The sequence below is a fragment of the Tritonibacter litoralis genome, from assembly GCF_009496005.1.
Classification (GTDB): domain Bacteria; phylum Pseudomonadota; class Alphaproteobacteria; order Rhodobacterales; family Rhodobacteraceae; genus Epibacterium; species Epibacterium litoralis.
Window position 1 is genome coordinate 628,268 of record NZ_WIBF01000001.1, and the last position, 24,263, is coordinate 652,530.

The following is a 24,263-nucleotide window of genomic DNA, read 5'->3' on the forward strand; positions in this document are numbered from 1 at the left end:
AAAATCAGTTTACCACATGTTCATCCCCGCGTGAGGGGGTCGGCACAACTTAGCCTAAAACGCGTAATTCACTGCCTTACCAAGGCCTTGCGGCTGGCGTCTTCACTTTGCCATGCCAAAAGACCGTTTAAAATTCCGCGCGCGGTCCGTAAGCGCCAGTTGGGATCAAGGATGTTATCCAGGTCTCGCGCGCTCGACAAAAAGCCGATTTCGATCAGGATCGACGGGATATCGGCAGATTTCAGCACGGAAAATCCCGCCGATCGCAAGGGGCGGCGATTCATCGGTCCGCCTTGTTGGTGCAATGCATCCGAGACTTCGGCCGCCAGACGCAGCGACCTTGGGTGGGTTTCAACCCGCGCCAGATCCAGCAAAACATCCGCCACCACATCATCTGCGTCACTCAGATCCGTGCCCGACAACAACTGGCTGCGGTCCTGCCGCTCTGCCAATTTGGCCGAGGCGACATCCGAAGCCTCATCTGACAGCGTGTAGATCGTGGTACCATGGGCATAGCCCGCCGACAGGGAATCCGCATGGAGCGAGATGAACAGGTCCGCCTTGGCCTGATGTGCCAGGGTGATGCGCCGCTCAAGCGAAACAAAATAGTCGTCATTGCGGGTCAGTCGCACGTCAAACTGACCCGATCGCAGCAGAATATCGCCCAGTTCCAGTGCAAATTGCAGCGCCAGGTCTTTTTCATTCACCGTGCGCCCGTCCACATCCACCTGCGCGCCCGGATCAATGCCGCCATGGCCGGGGTCCAGAACGATCAACAAGGGCGCATCGGGATTGCTGCCTACGGGCTGCGGCAACGCCTCGGGCGCGGGCAGATCCCATCGCGGATCCTGTGGCGCACCGGCATGTTCCGCAAAAGATTCGGCGCTTGTGGGGTGCAGTTCAATCGACAAATGCGCCGCCGCCGTCACCGGATCAACTACCAAGGACGCGGTGTGGACCTTTATGGGGTCAGACAATTCCAGAACCAGCCGCGACCATCCCGGAACATAGGTGCCATATTGCAGATCGCGGATAAAGGCGGTCTGTTGGAATTGATCTGCAGGGAAGCCGCTCCACTCTACTTCTTGGAAGTCGAGCACCAGACGGCGCGGATTATCCAGCGTGAACAGCCGATAGGGCACGCCCTGGCTCAGAGCCAGATCGATCTTGCCCCCGCCGCGCAGATCCTGCGCCATGGTTTCCGTGGCATCCACCCTTGCCAGACCGCTGAAACCCTGCCCCAACGACGGCCCCGCACATAAAAGCGCCAGCCCCAAAGCCCCCAACAGCTGTGTCAATCGCATCATTTTGCCTGCCCGTTTCTGCCCGGTTTCACCGCCGATCATGGCGGGTTCAGCGGCGGGATTCCATAAAGGATTTCAGCCGCCGCAAGCCTTCGGTGATATCCGCCGTGGAACGCGCATAAGAAAACCTCAGCGTTGTCGCGCCGCGCACTGGGTCAAAATCAAGGCCCGGCGTCACCGCAACCCCGGCCTGATCCAGAATCTCCCGCGCAAAGGCGCGGCTGTCATCCGTCAGCTCAGACACATCCGCATAGACATAAAACGCCCCATCCGGCGGCGCGATCTTGGTAAAGCCCGCCTGTGGCAGCCCTTCCAGCATCAGCGCTCGATTGCGCGCATATTGTGCCAGGTTTTCGCGCATCTCATCCTGGCAGTCGAGCGCCGCCAGCGCGGCCACTTGGCTGGCATGGGGCGCGCAGATGAACATGTTCTGGGCAATACGTTCAACCACACGCACGTGGCTTTCGGGGACCACCATCCACCCCACGCGCCATCCGGTCATGGAGAAAAACTTTGAAAACGAGTTGATGACATAACAGTCATCCGTCAGCTCAAGTGCGGTGACCGCCTTGGCCTCATACTCCAGCCCATGATAGATCTCATCCGAGATAAAGGCGGCCCCTTGCGCATGGGTTGCCTCGATCAACGCCTGCATTGCGCCGCGGTCCAACATGGTGCCGGTTGGGTTCGCAGGCGATGCCACCATCAGCCCCGCCAGATCCAGATCCGCAAAATCCGCAGGCACCGGCTGCAGGCGGTTTTCGGGGCTGGTTTGAATGTCCACCGGTTGCAGCCCCAGCGCATGCAAGATCTGGCGATAAGAGGGATAGCCCGGCGCGCCGATGCCCACCCGATCACCGCTGTCAAACAGCGCTGTAAACGCCAGGGTAAAGGCCCCGGACGAGCCCGGTGTGACCACCACCCGTTCCGGGTTCAGGTCCACATTATACCAATCTTTATAAAGCCTTGCGATCCGTTTACGAAGTTCCGGAATCCCCAAGGCCACCGTATACCCCAAGGCGTCGTGGTCCAATGCTTCGGCCAATGCGCGCCGCGCGCCTGCGGGTGCGCCGGTGGAGGGCTGGCCGACTTCCATATGGATGATGTGGCGCCCGGCCTCTTCGGCTTGGCGCGCAGCTTCCATCACATCCATCACAATGAAGGGATCCACATTAGAGCGGGTTGAGTTTCGCATTCCGATCTCCCAAGGTGCGGTCATGACCTTTGAACGCGTATATAGGCTGGCGTCAATCCCGGCCTTGGTTTTTGGCTTTGTCCTTTGGTTGGCGACCAGCCTCCATGCACAGTCCATTGGCCTGTTGCGGGATGCCGATATCGAACATGGTCTGGCGCAATTGGCCAAACCGGTTCTGGGCGCGGCGGGGCTCAATCCCAAACGGGTTCGGGTGGTGGTTGTGAACCTGCCAACGTTGAACGCCTTTGTGATCGATAGTCGAACAATTTTCATACATTACGGGCTGATCCTAAAGGTGAAGTCGCCCGAGATGCTGCAGGCCGTCATCGCCCATGAGGCCGCCCATATCACCAATGGCCATTTGGCGCGCAGGCTGGAAAACCTGAAATCCGCACGCTCTGCGGCAGGGCTGGGCACAGCGCTTGGCCTTTTGGCGGCTGTTGCGGGCGCAGGAGGAGACGCGGCGGCCGGGATCGCCCTTGGCACCCGCAGCGCGGCTGAGCGGAGTTTCCTGTCCCACACCCGCGCCGAAGAAAGCGCCGCCGATCGCACCGCCGCCTCGATCATGAAACAGGCCGGTGTGCCTGTCCAAGGCATGTTGGATGTGCATCAGCTTTTTGCGGGCCAAGAGGTCCTGAGCGCCGCCAACCAGGATCCCTATACCCGCTCGCATCCGCTCAGCCGTGACCGGATCCGGGCAACCAAAGCCTTTGTCGCGGCCTATGGCGATACCGGCAAGCCGGACCCGGCCGCGGCCTATTGGCTGGACCGGGTACAAGGTAAATTGTCGGCCTTTTTGCGCGCCCCTAAATGGACCATGCGCCGCGCCTCCAGCGATCCCTATGCGGATGTGAAGCTGATGCGCGAAGCGATCGCCTATCACCGCAACAACAAACTGCAAAAAGCGTTGGCATCGATTGACGGGGCGCTGCGGCTGCGGCCCAAGGACGGGTTTTACCTGGAATTGCGCGGCCAGTTCCTGATGGAAAATCGCCGCTGGGGGGACGCGATGGCGACCTATCAGCGCGCCGCGCAGTTCTCGCCCAACAACCCGTTGATCCTGGCCAGCCTGGGTCGCGCGCAGCTTGCCGCCAACCAGCCACGCGCCGCGCTCAAAACCTTGGAAAAGGCTCGATCCATCGACTTTCGCAATAACAGTTTGTTGAGAGACATGGCTCAAGCCTATGCAAAAACGGGACAAAACGGTATGGCATCACTTGTGACCGCCGAACGCTATGCGCTGCGCGGACGGTTGGGTGATGCAGGAATTCACGCAAAACGGGCCTCTGGCCTGCTCCCCACTGGCTCTGCGGCCTGGCGACGTGCGCAAGACGTGCTCATTGCTGCAGAACGCTTTGAAAAAAGGAAGAAACGATGATCTCTTTTGCTCAGACATGGACGCGCACGGTTGCCGCGGCGGCAACCGCTCTGACGCTCAGCTTGCCCGCATCGGCGCTGGACCTTAAGGCCATGTCCGATGAGGAACGCGCAGACTTTGGTGCAGCAGTGCGCGCCTATCTGCTGGAACATCCGGAACTGCTGCTGGAAATCAGCGACGTCCTGCAAGAGCGCAACGCCGTCGCCGAGGCCGAGCGTGACAAGGCGCTGGTGCAGCACAATCTGGCAGCGCTGACCAATGACGGGTTTTCCTGGGTTGGCGGCAATCCGGATGGCGACATCACCATTGTTGAGTTTATGGATTACCGCTGTGGGTTCTGCCGTCGGGCCAAGCCCGAGGTGGAACGCCTGCTGGCCGAAGATGGCAACATCCGCCTGATCATCAAAGAGCTGCCGATTTTGGGCGAATCCTCCCTGGTAGCCTCGCGCTTTGCCGTCTCTGCCAAACATGTGGAAGGGCCCGAGGCCTATAAGGCGCTGCATGATGCGCTGATCGAAATGCCAGGTGAGCCGAATGAAGTGACCCTGGCGCGCCTGTCCGAAAGCTTTGGATATAACACCGAAGCGATCCTGGAAGGCATGAATGCAGACGCCGTCACCCAAGAGCTGCGCCTGACCCGACAGCTGGCGAACAATATGTCCATCAGCGGCACGCCGACCTTTATCTTTGGGGATGAGATGGTGCGCGGCTATCTGCCGCTGGATCAGATGAAAGCTGTGATCGAAGAGCAGCGCGCCGAAGCCGGCTGAGCCCTGAGCACCTCATAAATGCAAGAAAGGCCCCTGTACCAAAACAGGGGCCTTTTTGTATCTCACTGCTTATGTATCTCGCCGCGCTGCTGTTTACTCGGCCGCTTCAGCCGCCGCCGCTTCTGCGTCCAATGCCGCGGCCTTCTTTTCGACCTCTTCCACGATGTGGTCGACCATTTGATCATTAGACATCTTGTGGCTGGCCTTGCCTGCCAAATAGACCATGCCCGACCCCGCACCACCTCCGGTAAAGCCCACATCAGTCATCAGCGCTTCGCCCGGGCCATTGACCACACAGCCGATAATCGACAGGCTCATTGGGGTTTTGATATGCGCCAGCCGGTCTTCCAGAGTTTCCACCGTCTTGATCACGTCAAAGCCCTGACGCGCGCAGGAGGGGCAGGAAATGATGTTCACCCCCCGATGGCGCAGACCCAGGGATTTCAGGATCTCATATCCCACCTTGACCTCTTCGACCGGATCCGCCGACAGGCTGACGCGCAGCGTATCCCCAATGCCCATCCACAACAGCTGCCCCAAACCGATGGAGGATTTGATGGTACCCGACATCAGGCCGCCCGCTTCGGTAATGCCAAGGTGGATCGGCGCGTCGGTTGCATCGGCCAGCATCTGATAGGCGGCCGCAGACATAAACACGTCCGAGGCTTTGACGCTGATCTTGAACTCGTGAAAATCATGGTCCTGCAGGATGCGAATATGCTCCAGACCGGATTCAACCATCGCATCAGGACAGGGCTCGCCATATTTATCCAGCAGGTGCTTTTCCAAAGAGCCCGCGTTCACGCCAATTCGGATCGAGCAATTGTGATCCTTGGCCGCGCGCACCACCTCGGCCACGCGGGCACTGTCGCCGATATTGCCAGGGTTGATCCGCAGACAAGCGGCCCCCGCCTCGGCGGCTTCGATCCCACGTTTGTAATGGAAATGAATGTCCGCCACGATCGGAACCGGGCTTTCGGAAACGATCTCTTTCAGGGCCTTGGACGACGCTTCATCCGGCACTGAAACCCGCACGATATCCGCTCCGGCTTCGGCTGCGGCCTGAACCTGGGCGATAGTCGCCGCCGCATCGGTGGTCAGCGTATTGGTCATGGTTTGCACGGCAATCGGCGCATCGCCACCAACCGGAACGTTCCCCACCATGATCTGACGGCTTTTGCGGCGTTCAATATTGCGCCACGGACGGATATGGTTGATCGACATAGAGCGGATCCCGGGTTTTATGCTTTGGTCGATAAATACGCACGAAGGCCCAAGGCTGCAATGATCCAAGCATCAGTTTCTGGATTAAAAGCCCCGCCGAGGCGCGCCGCACAAGCAGGCGTTGCCCGTCACTCGGCCAATTCAAACGTGCCAGGCTGGCGGGTTGGCAGCTCTGCGACAATCTTGGCGAGAACACCGTTGCGCTCATCCTCAAGGTCAACCACCTCGGCAAAACGGTCAGACACCGCATTCACCGACAGTTCGATATTCTTGCTGACCTGCCCCCGGTCGCCCACGGGGCCGAATTGCGTGTCATTGGTTGCAAAATAAATCGCGCTGCTTTCGCCCGTACGCAGGCGCGGTGCATTCTCGGTCAGCGGCACCTCATAGGTTTGTTCCGCTTCCATGATCGCTTCGTAAATCACGCTGCCATCGGCTGCCGTCACCTGCACCCAGGACGGTCGGATCGCAACCATGGTTAATGTCGGCGCCAGATCAGCCACGACCTGCGGCTGCACAACACCCAGGTCGTCGGGCTGTTCCGCTGATACGCTGGCCCCAGCCAACGAAATGCTGGGGCGATCCGGGGTGACAAAATTCCCCAGCTGGCTTGGATTGAGGGTCGAGATTGGCGCATCGCGCGACACCAGAACCGGAACATCCAATGCTGGCGGACGATACAGGCGATCCAGCGCCTGGATAGCGGGATCTTCATTGGCCTCAGCCTCTGCCAGCAGAATGCCCTGCAACGGATCCAATTCGGATTGCACAACCGGCACCTGCTCAACCGGTGCGAATTGCACCTGCTGGACCTCTTTCAACACGGCCAATGCGCCGTAACCGATGCCGCCGATCAGGCCCAGCAAAACAACCAAAGATCCAATGGCTCGTGGATCGATCTGGCTGAGAATACCGTCCGAGGCGGGAATAAAAGGCGTATTGGGCGACACAAAAGCTTCGCTGCCCAGGCCGCCCGTGGATTGCAGACCTTTGCCACTGGGCTTGCGACCAGAAGCATCCGCCGACATGCCGTGGGCCACTTCAAATCCGCTTTCCTCGCAGAACTGATCAAAGGCCGCATCGGCATCCATATTCAGATAGCGCGCATAAGAGCGCACATACCCGGCGATAAAGCCGGGCGTGTCAAAAACGGTTGGATCCGTGTTTTCGATGGCTGCGATGTACGCTGCTTTGATGCGCAGCTCCCGCTGGACGTCCAACAGGGACTTGCCCATGGTTGCCCGTTCTCCACGCATAACGTCGCCCAGCTTCAACTCAAAGTCGTCAAAGCTCTTGGGAGAAGACGTAGTCTCTCCACTCTTGGACTTGCGCTGCGTGAGGCGCCCAATCATTCTTGCCGTCCCATCTTATCCTGCCGCATTCGACGTGAGATTTAAGAAAGTCAACATTCCGACTCACTCGCACTCATTCGTTGAGGGAAAGATAACACACTCGAAAGTTTTTTACACGGAACAGTGTACTATCCGGCAAGTTCGGCGCGATTTAGCGCACAATGAGACCAAAGTTCGTCCATGGCGCTGACCAAACGGTCGATTTCACCCGATCCGTGAACGGGCGACGGGGTAAAACGCAACCTTTCCGTGCCACGCGGCACGGTCGGGAAATTGATAGGTTGCACATAAATACCAAAGTCATCCAACAACATATCGCTCAGCTTTTTGGTGTGAACCGGATTGCCCACGATGACCGGCACAATATGCGAGCCGTGGTCGATGATCGGCAGACCCAAACCTTTGAGCCGCAGCTTCAGCACCTTGGCCATTTCCTGATGCTTGTCACGCAGCTCTTGCGTTTCCTTCAGATAGGCGATCGAAGCCGCTGCCCCGGCCGCCACCGCAGGCGCAATCGAGGTGGTAAAGATAAAGCCCGGCGCATAGGAGCGGATTGCGTCGCACATTTTGGCCGAAGCCGCGATATAGCCGCCCATCACGCCAAAGGCCTTGCCCAGGGTGCCGTTGATAATGTCGATCCGATGCGCCAGGTTATCCCGCTCTGCCACGCCGCCGCCGCGCGGGCCATACATACCAACCGCGTGGACCTCATCGATATAGGTCAGCGCGCCAAATTCATCCGCCAGATCGCAGATCTCTTTGATCGGGCCAAAATCCCCATCCATGGAGTAAACAGATTCAAAGGCGATCAGCTTCGGCGCTTTTGGATCGTCCGCCGCCAGCAGCTCACGCAGATGTTCTACGTCGTTGTGACGGAAAATCCGCTTGGCCCCGCCATTGCGGCGCACGCCTTCGATCATCGACGCGTGGTTCAGCGCATCGGAATAGATGATAAGACCCGGAAACAGCTTGGGCAGCGTCGACAGGGTCGCGTCATTGGCGATGTAAGCAGAGGTGAACAGCAAGGCCGCCTCCTTGCCGTGAAGATCGGCAAGCTCCGCCTCAAGCGCATTGTGATAGACCGTGGTGCCCGAAATATTGCGCGTCCCACCAGACCCAGCGCCGGTTGCATCAATGGCTTCGTGCATAGCTTTCAGGACAACCGGATGCTGCCCCATGCCCAAATAGTCATTGCCGCACCACACCGTGATCTCTTGCTGGGACCCATCGGGACGCGTGCGTATGGCATGCGGAAACTGCCCTTTGCGACGCTCGATATCGATAAAAGTCCGGTAGCGGCCTTCGTCATGAAGGCGGTTGATCGCAGCGTCGAGTTGCGCGGTGTAGTCCACGATAGTCTCCATCCATAGTTGCGGGCTGTTCGTGTCACCGTTCCGCTTCTTGTGGCGGCCTGCAGCCTCTTTCCAGTCCACAGGTGGTTAACAACGCAGTAGCTCCGCTGCCTTGATGCAAGTCAAATAAGCGTTTGTGTTTCATACAGCAAGAAACACAGACACTGTGCACTGCGGTGAAACGTCACAAAACCGATAAATTAGTCGAATCTTATTCCAAAAATCCCCATTGCCCAAATCCTTTGCAAATGTGCCGGGATCACTGGTCCCTGGCACAGCGCACTGATAGCCTGCGCGCCAAAGAGACCTATGACTTAGGAGTAGCTGATGTCCCTGACCCCGGTATTGGAAAAGATCGACACGGATCTTGATGCGGCGATGGAGCGGTTGATGACCTTCCTGCGCATCCCCTCCATCTCAACCGACCCCGCCTACAAGGCCGAGGTCGACAGCGCAGCCGATTGGCTGGTGGCGGATCTGCAAAGCATTGGTATACCAGCAGAAAAACGCCCCACCACAGGGCATCCAATGGTCACCGGCCAGATCGGAACCGACCTGCCCGATGGCACGCCGCATGTGCTGTTTTACGGCCATTATGACGTGCAGCCCGTTGACCCGCTGGACCTGTGGGACACCCCTCCGTTTGAACCGCAGATCCAGGACACGCCCAATGGCAAAGTGATCCGCGGTCGCGGCGCCTCTGACGACAAAGGCCAGCTGATGACCTTTGTGGAGGCCTGCCGCGCCTGGGCTGCGGTGCATGGCAGCCTGCCCTGCCGCATCACCTTTTTCTTTGAAGGCGAAGAAGAATCAGGCTCCCCGTCGCTGGTGCCGTTCCTCAAGGATCACGCAGACGAGCTGAAGGCTGACCTGGCGCTGGTTTGTGACACCTCGATGGTGTCTCGTGGCGTGCCGTCTATTTCGTCCCAGCTGCGCGGCATGCTGAAGGATGAGTTCACAATCACCGGCCCCACAATCGACCTGCATTCCGGTCACTATGGTGGCCCCGGCCTGAACCCGCTGCGGGAACTGTCCAAGATCGTCGCGTCCTTTTATGACGAGGAAACCGGCAAGGTTGCAGTTGAAGGCTTCTATGACGGTGTGCACGAAGTCCCCGAATCGCAACTGCGCCAATGGGAAAACTGCGGCTTTGATGAGGCCGAGTATCTGGGTGGTGTCGGCTATACCAAGGCGCATGGCGAAAAGGGTTATTCCGCATTGGAACAACAATGGGCGCGCCCAACGTTGGAAGTAAACGGCCTATGGGGCGGCTATAATGGCGCGGGCTCCAAAACCGTGATCCCCTCCAAAGCCCATTGCAAAATCACCTGCCGATTGGTGGGCGACATGGATCCAGCCACCCTGCGCAGCAATATCCGCAAACATGTCGAAGACCGGCTGAGCGTGGATGCCAAAGTCACCTGGGACAATGATCTGGACGGCGCCCGCGCCTTTACGATGAACGTCGAGCGCCCCGAGTTCGAAAAAGCCCGCAGCGCCCTGTCGGATGAATGGGAGCGGGAAGCGGTCTTTGCCGGGATGGGCGGATCGATCCCGGTTGTGGGCTATTTCAAAACCATTCTGGACCTGGATTCGATGCTGGTTGGCTTTGCCAATGAAGACGACGCCATCCACTCTCCGAATGAGAAATATGACGTCAAAAGCTTCCACAAAGGCATCCGTAGCTGGGCCCGGATCCTGGACGCGCTGTCGTCCAAATAAACCTCTACACAAAAAATGCCCCCGCCAATCGGTGGGGGCATTTTGATTTACTCAGCGTCGCGCTGAACCGGACGTGGGCGCGCATTGTCATCCAGCGCCACAAAGGTAAAGACACCCTCGGTCACGGGCTTACTGTCTTCTTGATGGCGGGCCCGGCTCCAGACGCGGACCTTGATGCGCATCGACGTGCGCCCGATCTTTTCCAATTCAGCATAAAGCGAGACCTCATCGCCCACTGTCACAGGCTGGTGGAACTGAATGCCATCCACAAATACCGTCGACGCCCGCCCCTTGGAGACCCGCGCGGCAATTGTGCCGGCCGCAAGGTCCATCTGGCTCATCAACCAGCCGCCAAAGATGTCACCCGCCGGGTTGGTGTCTGTCGGCATGGCAATGACACGAATGGTCGGTTGCGTTTCGGGGGGCTGGACCAGTTCGGTCATGGCTTGCTTCCTATGTCTTTGATGCAGCGGGTCTGCATGTTTCCTTCCAAGGAATACTGCACCCACAAAGACTTAGAAAGCTTTGATGCGACAAATGATCCACAGCACAGGCTATTTGTCGGTTTCACACTCATATTTTTGGGAAAACGAATGAAAATGGCGCGGTTGACGGGGCTCGAACCCGCGACCCCCGGCGTGACAGGCCGGTACTCTAACCAGCTGAGCTACAACCGCGCATCGTATTTTCATGCCCCCTCAGGGACGACCCTGTAATCCCAAGGGGGGGAAGCAGTGGCGCGGTTGACGGGGCTCGAACCCGCGACCCCCGGCGTGACAGGCCGGTACTCTAACCATCTGAGCTACAACCGCTTGCTGCTTAATTCAGCGTCGCCGCTGAACGTTGGGGTGTAATATTCTCAGCCTTAGGAAGCGTCAAGCGGTGATTTAGGATTTTCAGCGTTTTGCAGGATTTTTTTCCACCCGTCACAACAAGGTGCTGAGGGGAAAGAAAAATCACACCGAACTGACCGGATATCCCCCACACACAAACGCGCTTGGACCCCGCCCGGGAGCTTTGTCGGCAGAGCATTTAGTGCAGTCATTTCAAGGGGAAATGGTGGGTCGTGAGAGGCTCGAACTCCCGACATCTTCGGTGTAAACGAAGCGCTCTACCAACTGAGCTAACGACCCGGTGAAGGCGGATTTAAAGAAAGCGGCGCAGGAGCGCAAGGGCTGTTTGGAGGTTTTTACAAAAAACTTTCACCCCGCGCGCAGAACCGCTTCGGCCCCGTTTTCCAGAACATAGACACAGCCCTGTTCATTGGGCAGACGGGCCATTTCGCTGCGGTCCAGGCCGCAAACGATGCCACGCAGGATTTGCCCCCACAGCCCATGGGCCACAATCACAGTCGGAACTTCCAATTGGTCCAATGTTTTGCGCACACGACCTGCAAAGGTATCAAACCCCTCCCCGCCCGGTGCTTCGCAAAACAGGTCAAGGATTTGCGGACAGGCCGCCGAAATCTTGGGGTAGGCCTCAGCAATTTCATCCAGGGTCAAACCCTCGAACGCGCCCGCCTGCGCCTCGGCCAACAAAGGGTCCGTGACATAGGGATAATTCCCCAGCGCAATTTGCGCTGTTTGCTGCGCCCGACCCAATGGGGAGACCAAACAGGGCGGCTCTTTGGCTTTCAGGATCGGTGCCAACAGACCTGCCTGCACCTGCGCTTGCCGGATGCCCAATTCCGTCAGCTCGGATTCCATTTGCCCCTGAACGCGGTGGACAGCATTCCAAACCGTCTGACCATGCCGCAGAAACCAGATTTTTGGAAAATCGGCCATTCTCAACCCTCTCAAAACAATGCTGGACATTGGCTAACGAGGAACCAGCACAAGCGCAATTCTTCCGTCGTTTCGGGTACAATATTATGTGCGGACAGGGGCGGCCTATTTCCCCGGCAACGTATTCATTTCAAAGGGGAATGGTGGGTCGTGAGAGGCTCGAACTCCCGACATCTTCGGTGTAAACGAAGCGCTCTACCAACTGAGCTAACGACCCGTTGGAGCGGGGTTTAGCGACAGAATTATGAAGGTGCAAGTGGCCTTTGACAGAAAATGCAAAAATTTTCGCTCTAAACCTGTGGCAGGCTGTTGCGGCGGATCATGGTGCGCAGCGAGAAGCTGGAGCGCGTGTTGCGAATACCCGGCACCCGCATCAGCTGCTGCTCCAGAAACCGGTCAAAATGGGTCAGATCCCGGGCTACGACCCGCAACAGCACATCCCGCGTGCCGGTCATCAGATGGCATTCCATCACCTGTTCAAACGGGCGCACGGCTGTCTCAAACGCCTGAAGCGCCTGCGCGCTTTGCTGCTCCAGCTCCACTTCGACAAAGATGGTCACCGTCAGCCCCAGCTGTTCCGGATCCACCCGCGCGCCATACCCCTGGATCACGCCGCTGTCTTCCAAGGCGGCCACCCGGCGGGCACAGGGCGTTGGCGACAGCCCAACCTGTTCCGACAGCTCAGCCATCGTCATACGCCCGTTCTCTTGCAACGCGCCTAGAATCTTATAATCAATCACGTCCACGCCGGTTTCCCCTAAATTTCACCCAAACAATAACAGAAAACTCCAAATTATCAGATAGAAAAGTCGAGGATTGGCGAAAACCTGCATGTCTCACTGCTAAAATATCTCTCAAAGCATCAGGAGAGCCACATGCAAGTGACCCCGGTCCCCAGTGAGACCCATGAAGCCATTTACCATGTAAGCGACCCGGACGTCGGGTTGCTTGGTTTTATCGCCATTCATTCGACCAAGCTTGGACCTGCCGCCGGTGGGCTGCGCATGCGTCCCTATGCGGCGGTTGATGCAGCACTTGAGGATGTCAAACGGCTGAGCGAGGGCATGACCTTTAAAAATGCCGCTGCAGGGCTGCCATTGGGCGGCGGCAAGGCGGTGATCATCGGCGATCCTGCCACCGACAAAACGCCAGAGCTGCTGAAATCCTTTGCCCGCGCCATCCAATCGCTGGAAGGCCGCTACATCACAGCTGAGGATATGGGCATGACCCCTTCTGACATGGCGATCCTAGCGCAAGAAACTGATTACGCGGCGGGGCTGGCGGATGGCGAATTTGCCAGCGGCGACCCCTCCCCCATTACCGCTCAGGGTATCTTTAATGCGATCCAGACCACCTGGGCGCAGAAACACCGATCCCCCACCCTGGTGGGGGTGACCGTTGCGGTTCAAGGTCTGGGCAATGTGGGCTGGCATCTGTGCGACCTGTTGCATCAGGCCCATGCCAATCTGGTGGTAACCGATGTGGACGCGGAACGCATCGCCAAGGCCGAGGTCCGGTTTTCCGCCAAGAGCGTGCAGCCGGATGAAATCTATGGGGTTGAGGCGGATATCTTTGCCCCCTGTGCTATCGGCGGCATCCTGAATGCGCAGACGATTCCGACGCTCAAAGTTAGCGTCGTCGCGGGTGGTGCCAACAATCAGCTGGCCACCCCCCAGGATGCAGGCCAGCTACATGATCGTGGCATCCTGTATGCGCCGGATTTTGTCGCGAATGGCGGTGGGATCATAAATGTCGCGACCGAAGTTTTGCAAATCCGCGACCGCGCCGGTTTTGTAGAGGCCAAGCTGCAGGCCCTGACCGGCACCTTACAAAAAATGCTGGATCAGGCCGAAACAGCCGGTGTCAGCCCGGCGGATATCGCCATCGCCACGGTCGAGGAACAAATGTCCGCACAAGCGGCTTGAACCCTTTGGCGTCCTTCCATAAAAGGCGCCCCGCTGCCTGCGGCAACTTACCGTGCGCAGGTGGCCAATCATCCAGTTGGGGATCAACTTAAAACGCCAAATTCAAGGCGGCCTAAACAATTAGGACAACTCAAAAGGGCGGCCCATGCGGACCGCCCTTTCTTAATGTCATCAACAAAAATGCCAGCTTGGCGATCAATGCGCTGTGGCGCTTGATCCGGCACCTTTTTCCAGCGCCGCTTGTGCCGCCGCAGCCTCTTCGGCCTCTTCATCCCACTCGATCGCCTCAGGCGTGCCGGTCAGCGCGATTTTCAGCACTTCGGACACGTGGCTCACGGTGATGATGTCCAGCCCTTCTTTGACGTTGTCCGGGATCTCCGGCAGGTCTTTGGCGTTTTCTTCCGGGATCAGCACGGTTTTGATACCGCCGCGCAAGGCTGCCAGAAGTTTTTCCTTGAGCCCCCCAATCGCCAGCGCATTCCCACGCAAGGTAACTTCACCGGTCATGGCGATGTCCTTGCGCACCGGAATCTGCGTCAGCACGGACACAATAGAAGTCACCATCGCCAGACCCGCGCTCGGGCCGTCTTTTGGCGTGGCCCCTTCAGGCACGTGGACGTGGATATCCCACTTGTCGAACTTAGGCGGTTTGACCCCGATCTGCGGCGAGATTGAGCGCACATAAGAAGACGCCGCCTCAATCGACTCCTTCATCACATCGCCCAGCTTACCGGTGGTCTTCATCCGCCCTTTACCCGGCAGGCGCAGCGCCTCAATCGACAAGAGCTCACCGCCGACCGAAGTATAGGCCAGACCGGTAACCACACCGATCTGATCTTCCTTTTCGGCCAGACCAAAGCGGTATTTGGGCACGCCCAGGAATTCATCCAGATTGTCCGGCGTGACAGTCACGCTTTCGGCTTCCTTCTTGACGATCTTGGTCAAAGACTTCCGCGCAACCTTCGCAATCTCACGCTCCAGATTCCGCACGCCCGCCTCGCGGGTATAGGTGCGGATAATATCCGTCAGCGCGTCTTCCTGCAGTTCAAATTCCTTGGCCTTGAGCCCGTGGTTTTTGACCTGCTTGGAAATCAGATGCTGCTTGGCGATCTCACGCTTTTCGTCTTCAGTGTAGCCCGACAGCGGAATGATCTCCATCCGGTCCATCAGCGGACCCGGCATGTTGTAGCTGTTCGAGGTGGTCAGGAACATCACGTTGGACAGATCATATTCCACCTCAAGGTAGTGGTCCATAAAGGTGTTGTTCTGTTCCGGATCAAGAACCTCCAACATCGCAGACGCCGGATCGCCCCGGAAATCCTGACCCATCTTGTCGATCTCATCCAACAGGATCAGCGGGTTGGTGGTTTTGGCCTTTTTCAGCGCCTGAATGATCTTACCCGGCATCGACCCGATATAGGTCCGGCGGTGACCGCGGATCTCAGACTCGTCCCGCACCCCACCCAGGGCGATGCGGATGAATTCGCGCCCGGTGGCTTTGGCCACGGATTTCCCCAGCGAGGTTTTACCGACACCCGGAGGGCCAACAAGGCACAAGATCGGCCCCTTCAGCTTGGCAGACCGCTGTTGCACCGCAAGATATTCAACGATACGTTCTTTGACTTTCTCCAGACCATAGTGATCCTGATCCAGGATCTCCTGCGCGCGGCCCAGATCCTTTTTGACGCGGGATTTGGTGCCCCACGGGATCGATAGCATCCAGTCCAGATAGTTGCGCACGACGGTGGCCTCAGCCGACATGGGCGACATGTTCTTGAGCTTCTTCAGCTCGGCATCGGCCTTCTCGCGCGCTTCTTTGGAGAGTTTCGTTGCAGCGATTTTCTCTTCCAGCTCGGCAACTTCGCCTGCGCCTTCTTCACCGTCGCCCAGCTCCTTCTGAATGGCCTTCATCTGCTCATTCAGGTAATATTCACGCTGGGTCTTCTCCATCTGAGATTTCACACGCGTCTTGATCTTCTTCTCGACCTGCAAGACGGACATTTCGCCCTGCATCAGCCCATAGACCTTCTCAAGGCGTTCGCTGACGGACAGCGTTTCCAGCAGTTCCTGTTTGCGGTCCACTTCGATGCCCAGATGGCCCGACACCAGATCGGCAAGCTTTGCAGGTTCGGCGGTTTCCCCAACAGCCGCCAGCGCCTCTTCGGGGATGTTCTTGCGCACTTTGGCGTAACGCTCAAACTCATCCCCCACGGTGCGCACCAAGGCTTCGGTGGTGGTCACATCACCGGGGATCTCTGTCAGCGCTTCGACCCGCGCCTCAAAGAAGTTTTCGTTTTCCAGGAAATCGGTGATCGTCACACGTTCCTGACCTTCGACCAGCACTTTAACGGTGCCATCGGGCAGCTTCAGCAGCTGCAGCACATTGGCCAGAACACCGACATTGTAAATGCCATCGGTTTCCGGATCATCCTCCGACGGGTCAATCTGGCTTGAGAGCAGGATTTGTTTGTCATCCCCCATGACCTCTTCCAGCGCGCGCACCGATTTGTCACGGCCCACGAACAGCGGCACAATCATGTGGGGGAAGACCACGATATCGCGCAGCGGAAGAACAGGATAGGAGGAATTGAGTGGCTCTTGCATACTCGGTCCTTTGTTTGGCAAGACGGTCCGGCCCCGATCTTGGCAGCCCTGGCCGTCTCCTCTTTGGAGCTTTTTATTTGGTCAGATGATCCGTCATTTTCAAGCCATCTGGGTTACCCCCCACATTGCCCCCAGGTCGCGGCGATCACAAGAGCACTTTTACAGAGAAGGTCAGCGAAAACTTAAGAGACCGGTCTACGCCTAAGATTTGGCGCCTGCGTTACGGCGCACTCACCCGCGATGTTTGGGTCAGTTTGCAAACGTTCCCACCACGCAAACTCAAAAATTCAAGTAAAAGTCGAATGATTAATAACTGTTAATCCCTGGAACCCATCGACCACAGTGTCCTTACGGAAACCGTTTCCTTTCCGATTTTGTTGACCAGTAGCGAACGTGAAATGCGTCGCGTGTTTTTTTTGAAAAACTCAACAAAGTGATCGAGAAAATTCGATATGTTACACAACATAATTGGTATCTTTGAAGATACGACCCCAACAAAACTTGCAAAGGATCTTCTGGTTCTGTCCCACCTAATGGCCTTGGCCGTCGGGCTTGGAACCGTCCTTTTGACAGACCTTCATATACTGCGCCGCGCCTTCCGCCCGCTCCAAGACGACGACACCCTTCTGATCAACCGTGCGCACAAGATTATCACGGTGGCGCTGTGGGGGCTTTGGATCACCGGGCTGGGATTGTTTTATCTCAAAACCAACGGTGATTTGGCAGCTGCATCCCCCAAACTCTGGGCAAAACTGTCAACCGTCATCCTGTTGACCGTAACTGCGATGGCCATGGCGCGGGTTGCGGTTCCGGTCATCAATACCCTCGTGGGACGACGCCTGATCGACTTGGGATTGGGGAAAAAACTCATGCTGGCCAGTTTTGCGGCAATGTCCGCGGCCGGTTGGTTGACGGCCTTGCTGCTGGGGGGCGCTGAATTTAGCCGCTCAGCCGACTATACCGCCCTTGGTGTGATCCTTGCGGGCAGCTTTGGTCTGGCTCAGCTCTTTGGGAAAGGCTTAGTTCTTGTGACCCACTTTATTACACCACGCCACCACAACCAAGCAGCGCTGTAAACGCCCCACCAGCACGCCGTCTTTGGCGATTTTAATGTCTGAAATGACGCAGTCTCCGGGGCTTGGTGTTCCAACAAGGCCGCGCATCAAACGCGTCACCTTATTGACACCAAACTCGGAGACTGACTTAAAACCATTACTCCAGCCAAAACGACACCGCATTACAGCGGATCGATATCGCCTTCGGCCCGCATCGCGTGGAAGTTCGCCTCCCAGGCCTCAAATGTGCCCGCGGCAATGGCATCGCGCATTTCCTGCATGATCTGCTGAAAATAATGCAGATTGTGCCAGGTCAGCAGCATGCCCGAGATCATCTCGTTCGAGCGGAACACATGGTGCAGATAGGCGCGGCTGTAATTGGAACAGGCCGGACAGGTGCAGTTTTCATCAAGCGGGCGCGGATCATCCGCGTGGCGGGCGTTTTTGATGTTGATCTGACCGCGCCGTGTCCAGGCTTGGCCCGTGCGCCCAGAGCGCGATGGCAAAACGCAATCCATCATATCCACGCCGCGTTTGACCGCGCCGACGATGTCATCCGGCTTGCCCACGCCCATCAAATAACGCGGTTTGTCCTCAGGCAGGAAACCCGGAGCATAGTCCAGGCAGCCAAACATCGCCTCCTGCCCCTCACCCACAGCCAGACCTCCGATGGCATAGCCTTCAAACCCGATGGCTTTCAACGCTTCGGCGCTTTCTTCGCGGAAGTCCTGTTCCAGACCACCTTGCATGATCCCAAACAGCGCATGCCCCGGACGATCCCCAAAAGCGTCACGCGACCGCTCGGCCCACCGCATCGACAGCCGCATGGATTCGGCAATCCGGTCGCGATCCGCGGGCAATGCGGGGCATTCGTCAAAACACATGACAATGTCAGAGCCCAACAGCCGCTGGATCTCCATCGACCGTTCCGGTGTCAGCTCGTGTTTGGATCCATCGATATGGGATTTAAACGTCACGCCGTGCTCGGTCAGCTTGCGCAGCCCTGCCAACGACATCACCTGGAACCCGCCGCTGTCGGTCAGGATCGGACGCTCCCAATTCATGAACTTGTGCAAGCCCCCCAAGCGGTCGATCCGCTCAGCCGTGGGGCGCAGCATCAGATGGTAAGTATTGCCCAGCAGGATATCGGCCCCTGTCGCGCGCACGCTTTCGGGCATCATCGCTTTGACCGTGGCAGCTGTGCCAACCGGCATAAAGGCAGGCGTCCGGATCTCACCGCGCGGGGTATTGATCACCCCGGTTCGCGCCATGCCGTCCGTTGCATTCAGAGTAAACCCGAAGTCCTGTGCCATCTCATCCGCTCCACGTGATCCAAGGCCGCGTCCATACGCAAACTTAGCCGCTTTGCCAAGGCAGAGCGATTGCGACCACGACAGGAAATGCCTATGTATTCCGCACATTCGCATTTAATCTGTTCATCAGACGCTGAAATTTCTTTTTAAGGAGCCCACGGGCATGGAGCAGCTCATCCTCGACCTTCTGTCGCAGAACATCATTTTTATCGTCGCGGCCGTTGTCGTCATTCTTATTATCTTCCGCGGGGTGCGCATCGTGCCGCAGTCGCAGAAGTTTGTTGTTGAACGTTTTGGCCGACTGCATGCGGTGCTTGGACCCGGCATCAACTTCATCATCCCGTTTCTCGATAATGTGGCGCACAAGATCTCGATCCTGGAGCGCCAGCTGCCCAATGCCTCTCAGGATGCGATCACCAAGGACAACGTGCTGGTGCAGATCGACACTTCGGTGTTTTACCGCATTCTGGAACCGGAAAAGACCGTTTACCGCATCCGCGACGTCGACGGCGCCATTGCCACAACCGTGGCCGGGATCGTGCGGGCCGAGATCGGCAAAATGGATCTGGACGAGGTGCAATCCAACCGCGCCCAGCTGATCAGCCGCATTCAGGAAAGCGTCGAGGACGCGGTGGACAACTGGGGTATTGAAGTGACCCGCGCCGAAATCCTGGACGTGAACCTCGATCAGGCCACGCGCGACGCGATGCTGCAACAGTTGAACGCCGAACGCGCCCGCCGCGCCCAGGTGACCGAGGCCGAAGGTCAGAAACGCTCGGTTGAGCTCGCCGCTGATGCTGAGCTTTATGCCGCCGAACAAACCGCCAAGGCCCGCCGGATCGAGGCCGAGGCCGAAGCCTATGCCACCGAAGTTGTCGCCAAAGCGATCAAGGAAAACGGCATTGAGGCGGCCCAGTATCAGGTGGCCCTGAAACAGGTAGAGTCGCTGACGGCTTTGGGACAGGGCAATGGCAAACAAACCATTGTGGTGCCGGCTCAGGCGCTGGAAGCCTTTGGCGACGCCTTTAAATTGCTGAAAGGGGTAAAATAGTGCAAGACGCGTTTTGGCTTGTGTGGTGGGTCTGGGGCATCGCTGCCCTGGCCCTGATTGTGATCGAAGTGCTGGCCCCCGGCTTCATCGCTTTGGGCTTTGGTATTGGCGCTGGCATCATCGCCGTGCTGTTTCTGGTGGTGCCAGACCTGGTAGTCGCACCCTCCCTGTTGGTATTGCTTTTTGCGGTTCTGTCTTTGGCCGCGTGGCTGGTCTTGCGCCGGGTCTTCTCGCTTCCTAACGGTCAGGTCAAAACCTTTGACCACGATATCAACGACTGAGATATCAAAGTCGGACTGAAAACTGGCCCAAACCTGTCCGCAACTACATTAGATCACCGGGAATTTGCCCCAAGTTTCCGGTGATCTGCCCTGCCCCACTGGACGCCTCGGGCAGAGTTCCCTATATATTCTGTCGGATTACATTCGAGGCACCGATGACCAATACTCCCGAAACCATGGAAGGCACGCCGCTGATTGCGCCTTCAAGCGTGACACACGCGCTGTATGAGGCTGTCGTGGCCGCATGCCGCTCGGTTTATGACCCGGAAATTCCGGTCAATATTTATGACTTGGGCCTGATCTACACGATCGACATTTCGGACGACAATGATGTGCGCATCATCATGACTCTGACCGCGCCCGGCTGCCCCGTCGCCGGTGAGATGCCGGGCTGGATCATTGATGCCGTATCCCCGGTCGATGGTATCAAAAGCGTGGACGTGCAGCTGACATGGGAACCGCCCTGGGGCATGGAGATGATGTCAGACGAGGCGCGCCTCGAATTGGGCTTCATGTAACCTTCCCGTGACTTGAAGCCTGGCCTGTGCGACCCTAGGTTACAGGCAACCCCTCTTTCGGAGATCAAAATGTTTGGCATTCCCGGCAAACAAGCCGTCACCATGACCCCGCGCGCCGCCGCTCAGATTTCCAAACTGATGGAAAAAGACGGCACCGCGGGCCTGCGCATTGGCGTCAAAAAAGGCGGCTGCGCCGGCATGGAATACACCATGGAATATGTCGACACTGCCGACCCCAATGACGAGGTCGTCGAACAGGATGGCGCGCGCATCCTGATTGCGCCGATGGCGCAGATGTTCCTCTTTGGGACCGAGATTGACTATGAGGTGTCGCTCTTGGAAGCGAGCTTCAAGTTCAACAATCCTAATGTTGCAGAAGCCTGCGGCTGCGGAGAATCCATCAGCTTCAAGGTTCCGGGCCGCGAATAAGCGCGCGGCCCTTCTCTGCGGCTTTTTCAGAGATTGTAGGTGAGCGCTCACAATGTTATTTCCTGCCCGTGTAACGGGTAAGGGAGACTACCGAAATGGCGCGTAAACTTGCAGCTGGCAATTGGAAAATGAATGGCACCCGCGCCGCTTTGGCGGAACTGGCCGCTATCGCAGACGCAACAAAAGACGCATCAGCTGACATTCTGATCTGCCCCCCTGCCACATTGGTCAGCGCAGCAGCCGAAACCGTATCCGGTAGCAAAGTGGCGATTGGCGGTCAGGATTGCCACGCCGCGAATTCCGGCGCCCATACCGGTGACCTCAGCGCCGAGATGCTGAAAGATGCCGGTGCTACGGCTGTGATCCTCGGCCACTCAGAACGTCGCACCGACCATGGCGAAACCGACATCATCGTCCGCGCCAAGACCGAAGCCGCCCAGGCCCAGGGGCTGGTTGCGGTGGTCTGCATCGGCGAAACTCTGGATGAACGCGAAGCGGGTGACACGCTCAAAGTGGCGGGGTCCCAGCTTGCAGGCTCCCTGCCTGATGGCATCATAGGTGAAAACACCGTTGTGGCCTATGAACCGGTCTGGGCCATTGGCACCGGCAAGGTCCCGACTTTGGAGCAAATCGGCGAAGTTCATGATTTCCTGCGCGCGGAATTGGTCGCCCGTTTCGGCGATGCCATCGGCAATGCGATCCCGCTGCTCTATGGCGGCTCTGTCAAACCGGGCAATGCAGCCGAGATCTTTGGCGTCTCGAACGTCGATGGCGCATTGGTCGGCGGTGCAAGCCTCAAGGCGGCTGACTTTGGTCCAATCGCTGCAGCGCTTTAAGCCGACACAAGAAAAAAGGCGCACGAGGGGACGCCTTTAGGTATTACTTGGGTCCCGCCGGTTTGTCCGGCGGGTCTCTTCTTTTTATCTCTATTTGGTGACGATCTCCGGCCCCATAAAGTGGTTGGGCAGGAAGGTCGAAATCACCGGAACATAGGTGATCAGGATCAGGAAGACGAACAGAACCGCCAGGAACGGCAGGGCCGCACGAACCACAGCCATCATCGGCATGCCCGCAACGCCCGAGGTCACAAAGAGGTTCAGACCAACCGGCGGGGTGATCATCCCGATCTCCATGTTCACCACCATGATAATGCCCAGATGGATCGGATCAATGCCCAGCTCGATTGCAATCGGGAACACCAGTGGTGCAACGATCACCAACAGACCCGAGGGCTCCATGAACTGGCCACCAATCAGCAGGATCACGTTGACAACGATCAGGAACATCACCGGGCCAAAGCCCGCAGACAGCATCGCATTGGCGATATGCTGCGGCACCTGCTCATCGGTCAGCACGTGCTTCAGGATCAACGCGTTGGCAATCACAAACAGCAGGGTCACGGTCAGCTTACCGGCTTCAAACAGCGTATGCTTGGTGTCAGGGTGCACAAAGGCGGTGATCAACGCCAAAGGTTTCTTGATCAGCGGCGTCTTTGGAGCATTTTCCCCATTTGAGAGCGGCCCCATGTCTTTGTAGACAAAGGACGCAATAAGGAAGGCATAGACCGCCGCAACAGCCGCAGCCTCGGTTGGGGTAAAGATGCCACCATAGATGCCGCCCAGAATGATCACGATCAGGAACAGCCCCCAGCCCGCATCACGCGCAGAGGCAAAGACCTCGCCCCAGCCCAGCCATTCGCCTTTGGGCAGGTTCTTAACCTTGGCCATCACATAGATAGTCACCATCAGGAACAGACCAGCCAGAAGGCCCGGAATAACACCGGCCAGGAACATCCGCCCGACTGAAACTTCAACCGCGGCCGCGTAAACCACCATCACGATCGACGGCGGGATCAGAATGCCCAAGGTGCCCGCGTTACAGATCACACCGGCGGCGAATTCCTTGGAATAGCCCACCTGACGCATACCTGCGATCACGATGGAACCAATGGCCACAACGGTTGCCGGGGACGAGCCGGACAGGGCCGCAAACAGCATACAGGCAAACACACCCGCAATCGCCAGACCACCCGGCAGGTGGCCCACACAGGCGATCGAGAACCGGATGATCCGTTTCGCCACGCCGCCCGTGGTCATGAAGCTGGACGCCAGAATAAAAAATGGGATCGCCAGAAGGGTAAAGTGACCTTCAAAGGCTTCAAACAGCGTGCCTGCAACAGAGGCCAGAGAGCTGTCGGAATAGATCAGTAGGAAGATCGTCGAGCTGAGGCCCAGCGATACGGCAATCGGCACGCCCAACAACAGCAGGCCAATCACCATGCCAAATAGAAATACCACGTCCATCAGTCATGCTCCCCACGCTGGGCCCGCACGGCTTCCAGCTCATCTTCTACTTCGTGGCTTGCAACCAGACGGTCGGCTTGGCCGCGGAAAATCTGTACAGCCGCCTGTGTGAACCGGATCACCAGCAACAGCATCGACACCGGCAGCACAACATAGGGCACCACTTTCGGCAGCTTCTCGTAAGAATCGCCGTAGTTGATCATCTCTTCCAGGAAACGGAAGGCGCCGATCATCGGAACGTCCTGCACCTCATAGAAGCTTTGCGAACGCGCGGTCTCGTTGAGCCCCGTCGGGAACCAACGGCCAGAGGTCGGCGGCAGATCCGCAAAAACCGCCCAATAGTCATAGGCGCCTTTCAGCAACAGCAGCGAGAACACGATACAGCAGGCCGCCGCAAACAGGCCAACCACGCGGCGCGGTCCCTGTGGCAACATGTTGACAATCGCGTCCACACCAAGATGCGAGTGTTTCTTGACCGCGTAGGATGCGCCCAGCAGAACCAGCCACGCAAACAGGAACACCGTGGCTTCCAGTCCCCAGAGGATATTGGAGTTAAAGACAAATCGCGCGATTACATTGGCGAATGTCAGAGCTGTCATCAGCCCCAGAATGATGGCAATCAAGGTCTCCTCGATTGCATCAATAAACCCGGTCGGGCCGGAATGTGCCCCCGACATAGTTCGTCTCCCAAGTTGTAAGGAAA

Annotated in this window: 22 protein-coding genes and 4 tRNA genes; 10 read left to right on the forward strand and 16 right to left on the reverse strand. The window is 57.7% G+C overall.

Annotated features, from left to right (window positions below):
* Nucleotides 1-68: 68 nt before the first annotated feature.
* Both GFB49_RS03040 and GFB49_RS03045 read right to left on the reverse strand, forming a co-directional pair.
* Nucleotides 69-1,307, reverse strand: coding sequence for an N-acetylmuramoyl-L-alanine amidase (locus GFB49_RS03040; protein WP_153214555.1), 1,239 nt, complete (start codon nucleotides 1,305-1,307; stop codon nucleotides 69-71).
* Between the two features lie 46 nt (nucleotides 1,308-1,353).
* Nucleotides 1,354-2,499 carry a pyridoxal phosphate-dependent aminotransferase gene (locus tag GFB49_RS03045; protein WP_153214306.1) on the reverse strand — a complete coding sequence of 382 codons (1,146 nt, stop codon included), beginning with the start codon at nucleotides 2,497-2,499 and terminating at the stop codon, nucleotides 1,354-1,356.
* Between the two features lie 22 nt (nucleotides 2,500-2,521).
* Between GFB49_RS03045 and GFB49_RS03050 the strand changes: the two genes are divergently transcribed.
* Both GFB49_RS03050 and GFB49_RS03055 read left to right on the forward strand, forming a co-directional pair.
* Nucleotides 2,522-3,877: a M48 family metalloprotease gene (locus GFB49_RS03050; protein WP_246149580.1), complete on the forward strand. Its 1,356-nt coding sequence runs from the start codon at nucleotides 2,522-2,524 to the stop codon at nucleotides 3,875-3,877.
* Nucleotides 3,874-4,647, forward strand: a complete 774-nt coding sequence (locus GFB49_RS03055) for a DsbA family protein (protein WP_153214308.1) — start codon at nucleotides 3,874-3,876, stop codon at nucleotides 4,645-4,647. The genes GFB49_RS03050 and GFB49_RS03055 overlap by 4 nt, the downstream gene beginning before the upstream one ends.
* A 93-nt stretch (nucleotides 4,648-4,740) precedes the next feature.
* On the opposite strand, the gene ispG is transcribed toward GFB49_RS03055, so the two are convergent.
* From ispG to hemA, 3 genes are all read right to left on the reverse strand, one after another.
* Nucleotides 4,741-5,871: a flavodoxin-dependent (E)-4-hydroxy-3-methylbut-2-enyl-diphosphate synthase gene (gene ispG / locus GFB49_RS03060; RefSeq protein WP_153214309.1), complete on the reverse strand. Its 1,131-nt coding sequence runs from the start codon at nucleotides 5,869-5,871 to the stop codon at nucleotides 4,741-4,743.
* Nucleotides 5,872-5,999: 128 nt separating this feature from the next.
* Nucleotides 6,000-7,223, reverse strand: a complete 1,224-nt coding sequence (locus tag GFB49_RS03065) for a helix-turn-helix domain-containing protein (protein WP_153214310.1) — start codon at nucleotides 7,221-7,223, stop codon at nucleotides 6,000-6,002.
* 128 nt (nucleotides 7,224-7,351) lie between these two features.
* On the reverse strand, nucleotides 7,352-8,575 hold the full coding sequence (gene hemA / locus GFB49_RS03070; RefSeq protein ID WP_343032450.1) for a 5-aminolevulinate synthase: 1,224 nt from the start codon (nucleotides 8,573-8,575) through the stop codon (nucleotides 7,352-7,354).
* A gap of 327 nt (nucleotides 8,576-8,902) precedes the next feature.
* Here hemA and GFB49_RS03075 point away from each other — a divergent pair, with 327 nt between their 5' ends.
* A complete protein-coding gene (locus GFB49_RS03075) occupies nucleotides 8,903-10,297 on the forward strand; it encodes a dipeptidase (protein ID WP_153214311.1) in 1,395 nt (464 codons plus the stop codon).
* A gap of 47 nt (nucleotides 10,298-10,344) precedes the next feature.
* On the opposite strand, the gene GFB49_RS03080 is transcribed toward GFB49_RS03075, so the two are convergent.
* The 7 genes from GFB49_RS03080 to GFB49_RS03110 form a co-directional block, all read right to left on the reverse strand.
* Nucleotides 10,345-10,740, reverse strand: coding sequence for an acyl-CoA thioesterase (locus tag GFB49_RS03080; protein WP_153214312.1), 396 nt, complete (start codon nucleotides 10,738-10,740; stop codon nucleotides 10,345-10,347).
* A 157-nt stretch (nucleotides 10,741-10,897) separates the two neighbouring features.
* Nucleotides 10,898-10,974 (reverse strand) — tRNA-Asp (locus GFB49_RS03085).
* A gap of 58 nt (nucleotides 10,975-11,032) precedes the next feature.
* Nucleotides 11,033-11,109: transfer RNA gene (locus tag GFB49_RS03090), tRNA-Asp, on the reverse strand.
* Between the two features lie 245 nt (nucleotides 11,110-11,354).
* Nucleotides 11,355-11,430, reverse strand: a tRNA-Val gene (locus GFB49_RS03095).
* Nucleotides 11,431-11,499: 69 nt separating this feature from the next.
* Nucleotides 11,500-12,081 (reverse strand): histidine phosphatase family protein, encoded by a 582-nt coding sequence (locus GFB49_RS03100; RefSeq protein ID WP_153214313.1) that lies wholly within the window; start codon nucleotides 12,079-12,081, stop codon nucleotides 11,500-11,502.
* Between the two features lie 141 nt (nucleotides 12,082-12,222).
* Nucleotides 12,223-12,298 (reverse strand) — tRNA-Val (locus GFB49_RS03105).
* Between the two features lie 73 nt (nucleotides 12,299-12,371).
* Nucleotides 12,372-12,827, reverse strand: a complete 456-nt coding sequence (locus tag GFB49_RS03110) for an Lrp/AsnC family transcriptional regulator (RefSeq protein ID WP_343032451.1) — start codon at nucleotides 12,825-12,827, stop codon at nucleotides 12,372-12,374.
* Between the two features lie 129 nt (nucleotides 12,828-12,956).
* Between GFB49_RS03110 and GFB49_RS03115 the strand changes: the two genes are divergently transcribed.
* On the forward strand, nucleotides 12,957-14,006 hold the full coding sequence (locus tag GFB49_RS03115; RefSeq protein WP_153214314.1) for a Glu/Leu/Phe/Val family dehydrogenase: 1,050 nt from the start codon (nucleotides 12,957-12,959) through the stop codon (nucleotides 14,004-14,006).
* A gap of 195 nt (nucleotides 14,007-14,201) precedes the next feature.
* Here GFB49_RS03115 and lon read toward each other — a convergent pair whose 3' ends face one another.
* Entirely contained in the window at nucleotides 14,202-16,610 is a 2,409-nt protein-coding gene (gene lon / locus GFB49_RS03120) for an endopeptidase La (RefSeq protein WP_153214315.1), read from the reverse strand.
* A 452-nt stretch (nucleotides 16,611-17,062) separates the two neighbouring features.
* On the opposite strand from lon, the gene GFB49_RS03125 reads away from it, so the two are divergent.
* Complete coding sequence (locus tag GFB49_RS03125; RefSeq protein WP_153214316.1) at nucleotides 17,063-17,686, forward strand: hypothetical protein; 624 nt, start codon at nucleotides 17,063-17,065, stop codon at nucleotides 17,684-17,686.
* A 161-nt stretch (nucleotides 17,687-17,847) separates the two neighbouring features.
* Here GFB49_RS03125 and tgt read toward each other — a convergent pair whose 3' ends face one another.
* Complete coding sequence (gene tgt, locus GFB49_RS03130; RefSeq protein ID WP_153214317.1) at nucleotides 17,848-18,978, reverse strand: tRNA guanosine(34) transglycosylase Tgt; 1,131 nt, start codon at nucleotides 18,976-18,978, stop codon at nucleotides 17,848-17,850.
* Between the two features lie 163 nt (nucleotides 18,979-19,141).
* Here tgt and GFB49_RS03135 point away from each other — a divergent pair, with 163 nt between their 5' ends.
* The 5 genes from GFB49_RS03135 to tpiA all read left to right on the forward strand — a co-directional run bounded on the left by GFB49_RS03135 (nucleotide 19,142) and on the right by tpiA (nucleotide 22,093).
* Complete coding sequence (locus tag GFB49_RS03135) at nucleotides 19,142-20,029, forward strand: SPFH domain-containing protein (RefSeq protein ID WP_153214318.1); 888 nt, start codon at nucleotides 19,142-19,144, stop codon at nucleotides 20,027-20,029.
* On the forward strand, nucleotides 20,029-20,310 hold the full coding sequence (locus GFB49_RS03140; RefSeq protein ID WP_343032452.1) for an NfeD family protein: 282 nt from the start codon (nucleotides 20,029-20,031) through the stop codon (nucleotides 20,308-20,310). The genes GFB49_RS03135 and GFB49_RS03140 overlap by 1 nt, the downstream gene beginning before the upstream one ends.
* Nucleotides 20,311-20,465: 155 nt before the next feature.
* Entirely contained in the window at nucleotides 20,466-20,828 is a 363-nt protein-coding gene (locus GFB49_RS03145; protein WP_153214319.1) for an SUF system Fe-S cluster assembly protein, read from the forward strand.
* A gap of 69 nt (nucleotides 20,829-20,897) precedes the next feature.
* Entirely contained in the window at nucleotides 20,898-21,257 is a 360-nt protein-coding gene (locus tag GFB49_RS03150; protein WP_153214320.1) for a HesB/IscA family protein, read from the forward strand.
* A gap of 95 nt (nucleotides 21,258-21,352) precedes the next feature.
* Complete coding sequence (tpiA, locus tag GFB49_RS03155; protein ID WP_153214321.1) at nucleotides 21,353-22,093, forward strand: triose-phosphate isomerase; 741 nt, start codon at nucleotides 21,353-21,355, stop codon at nucleotides 22,091-22,093.
* A 90-nt stretch (nucleotides 22,094-22,183) separates the two neighbouring features.
* Here the strand turns inward: tpiA and GFB49_RS03160 are convergent, their stop codons facing one another.
* Nucleotides 22,184-23,560, reverse strand: coding sequence for a TRAP transporter large permease (locus GFB49_RS03160; protein WP_153214322.1), 1,377 nt, complete (start codon nucleotides 23,558-23,560; stop codon nucleotides 22,184-22,186).
* Nucleotides 23,560-24,237, reverse strand: coding sequence for a TRAP transporter small permease (locus tag GFB49_RS03165; protein WP_153214323.1), 678 nt, complete (start codon nucleotides 24,235-24,237; stop codon nucleotides 23,560-23,562). Before GFB49_RS03165 ends, GFB49_RS03160 begins: the two co-directional genes overlap by 1 nt.
* Nucleotides 24,238-24,263 lie beyond the last annotated feature (26 nt).

Coding starts and splice junctions, on each gene's coding strand:
- GFB49_RS03135 (WP_153214318.1), top strand. CDS start 19,142: ATGGAGCAGCTCATCCTCGACCTTCTGTCGCAGAACATCATTTTTATC.
- GFB49_RS03065 (WP_153214310.1), bottom strand. CDS start 7,223: ATGATTGGGCGCCTCACGCAGCGCAAGTCCAAGAGTGGAGAGACTACG.
- GFB49_RS03050 (WP_246149580.1), top strand. CDS start 2,522: ATGACCTTTGAACGCGTATATAGGCTGGCGTCAATCCCGGCCTTGGTT.
- GFB49_RS03040 (WP_153214555.1), bottom strand. CDS start 1,307: ATGATGCGATTGACACAGCTGTTGGGGGCTTTGGGGCTGGCGCTTTTA.
- GFB49_RS03075 (WP_153214311.1), top strand. CDS start 8,903: ATGTCCCTGACCCCGGTATTGGAAAAGATCGACACGGATCTTGATGCG.
- GFB49_RS03080 (WP_153214312.1), bottom strand. CDS start 10,740: ATGACCGAACTGGTCCAGCCCCCCGAAACGCAACCGACCATTCGTGTC.
- GFB49_RS03165 (WP_153214323.1), bottom strand. CDS start 24,237: ATGTCGGGGGCACATTCCGGCCCGACCGGGTTTATTGATGCAATCGAG.
- GFB49_RS03100 (WP_153214313.1), bottom strand. CDS start 12,081: ATGGCCGATTTTCCAAAAATCTGGTTTCTGCGGCATGGTCAGACGGTT.
- GFB49_RS03115 (WP_153214314.1), top strand. CDS start 12,957: ATGCAAGTGACCCCGGTCCCCAGTGAGACCCATGAAGCCATTTACCAT.
- GFB49_RS03145 (WP_153214319.1), top strand. CDS start 20,466: ATGACCAATACTCCCGAAACCATGGAAGGCACGCCGCTGATTGCGCCT.
- lon (WP_153214315.1), bottom strand. CDS start 16,610: ATGCAAGAGCCACTCAATTCCTCCTATCCTGTTCTTCCGCTGCGCGAT.
- ispG (WP_153214309.1), bottom strand. CDS start 5,871: ATGTCGATCAACCATATCCGTCCGTGGCGCAATATTGAACGCCGCAAA.
- GFB49_RS03150 (WP_153214320.1), top strand. CDS start 20,898: ATGTTTGGCATTCCCGGCAAACAAGCCGTCACCATGACCCCGCGCGCC.
- GFB49_RS03055 (WP_153214308.1), top strand. CDS start 3,874: ATGATCTCTTTTGCTCAGACATGGACGCGCACGGTTGCCGCGGCGGCA.
- GFB49_RS03125 (WP_153214316.1), top strand. CDS start 17,063: ATGTTACACAACATAATTGGTATCTTTGAAGATACGACCCCAACAAAA.
- GFB49_RS03160 (WP_153214322.1), bottom strand. CDS start 23,560: ATGGACGTGGTATTTCTATTTGGCATGGTGATTGGCCTGCTGTTGTTG.
- tgt (WP_153214317.1), bottom strand. CDS start 18,978: ATGGCACAGGACTTCGGGTTTACTCTGAATGCAACGGACGGCATGGCG.
- GFB49_RS03045 (WP_153214306.1), bottom strand. CDS start 2,499: ATGCGAAACTCAACCCGCTCTAATGTGGATCCCTTCATTGTGATGGAT.
- tpiA (WP_153214321.1), top strand. CDS start 21,353: ATGGCGCGTAAACTTGCAGCTGGCAATTGGAAAATGAATGGCACCCGC.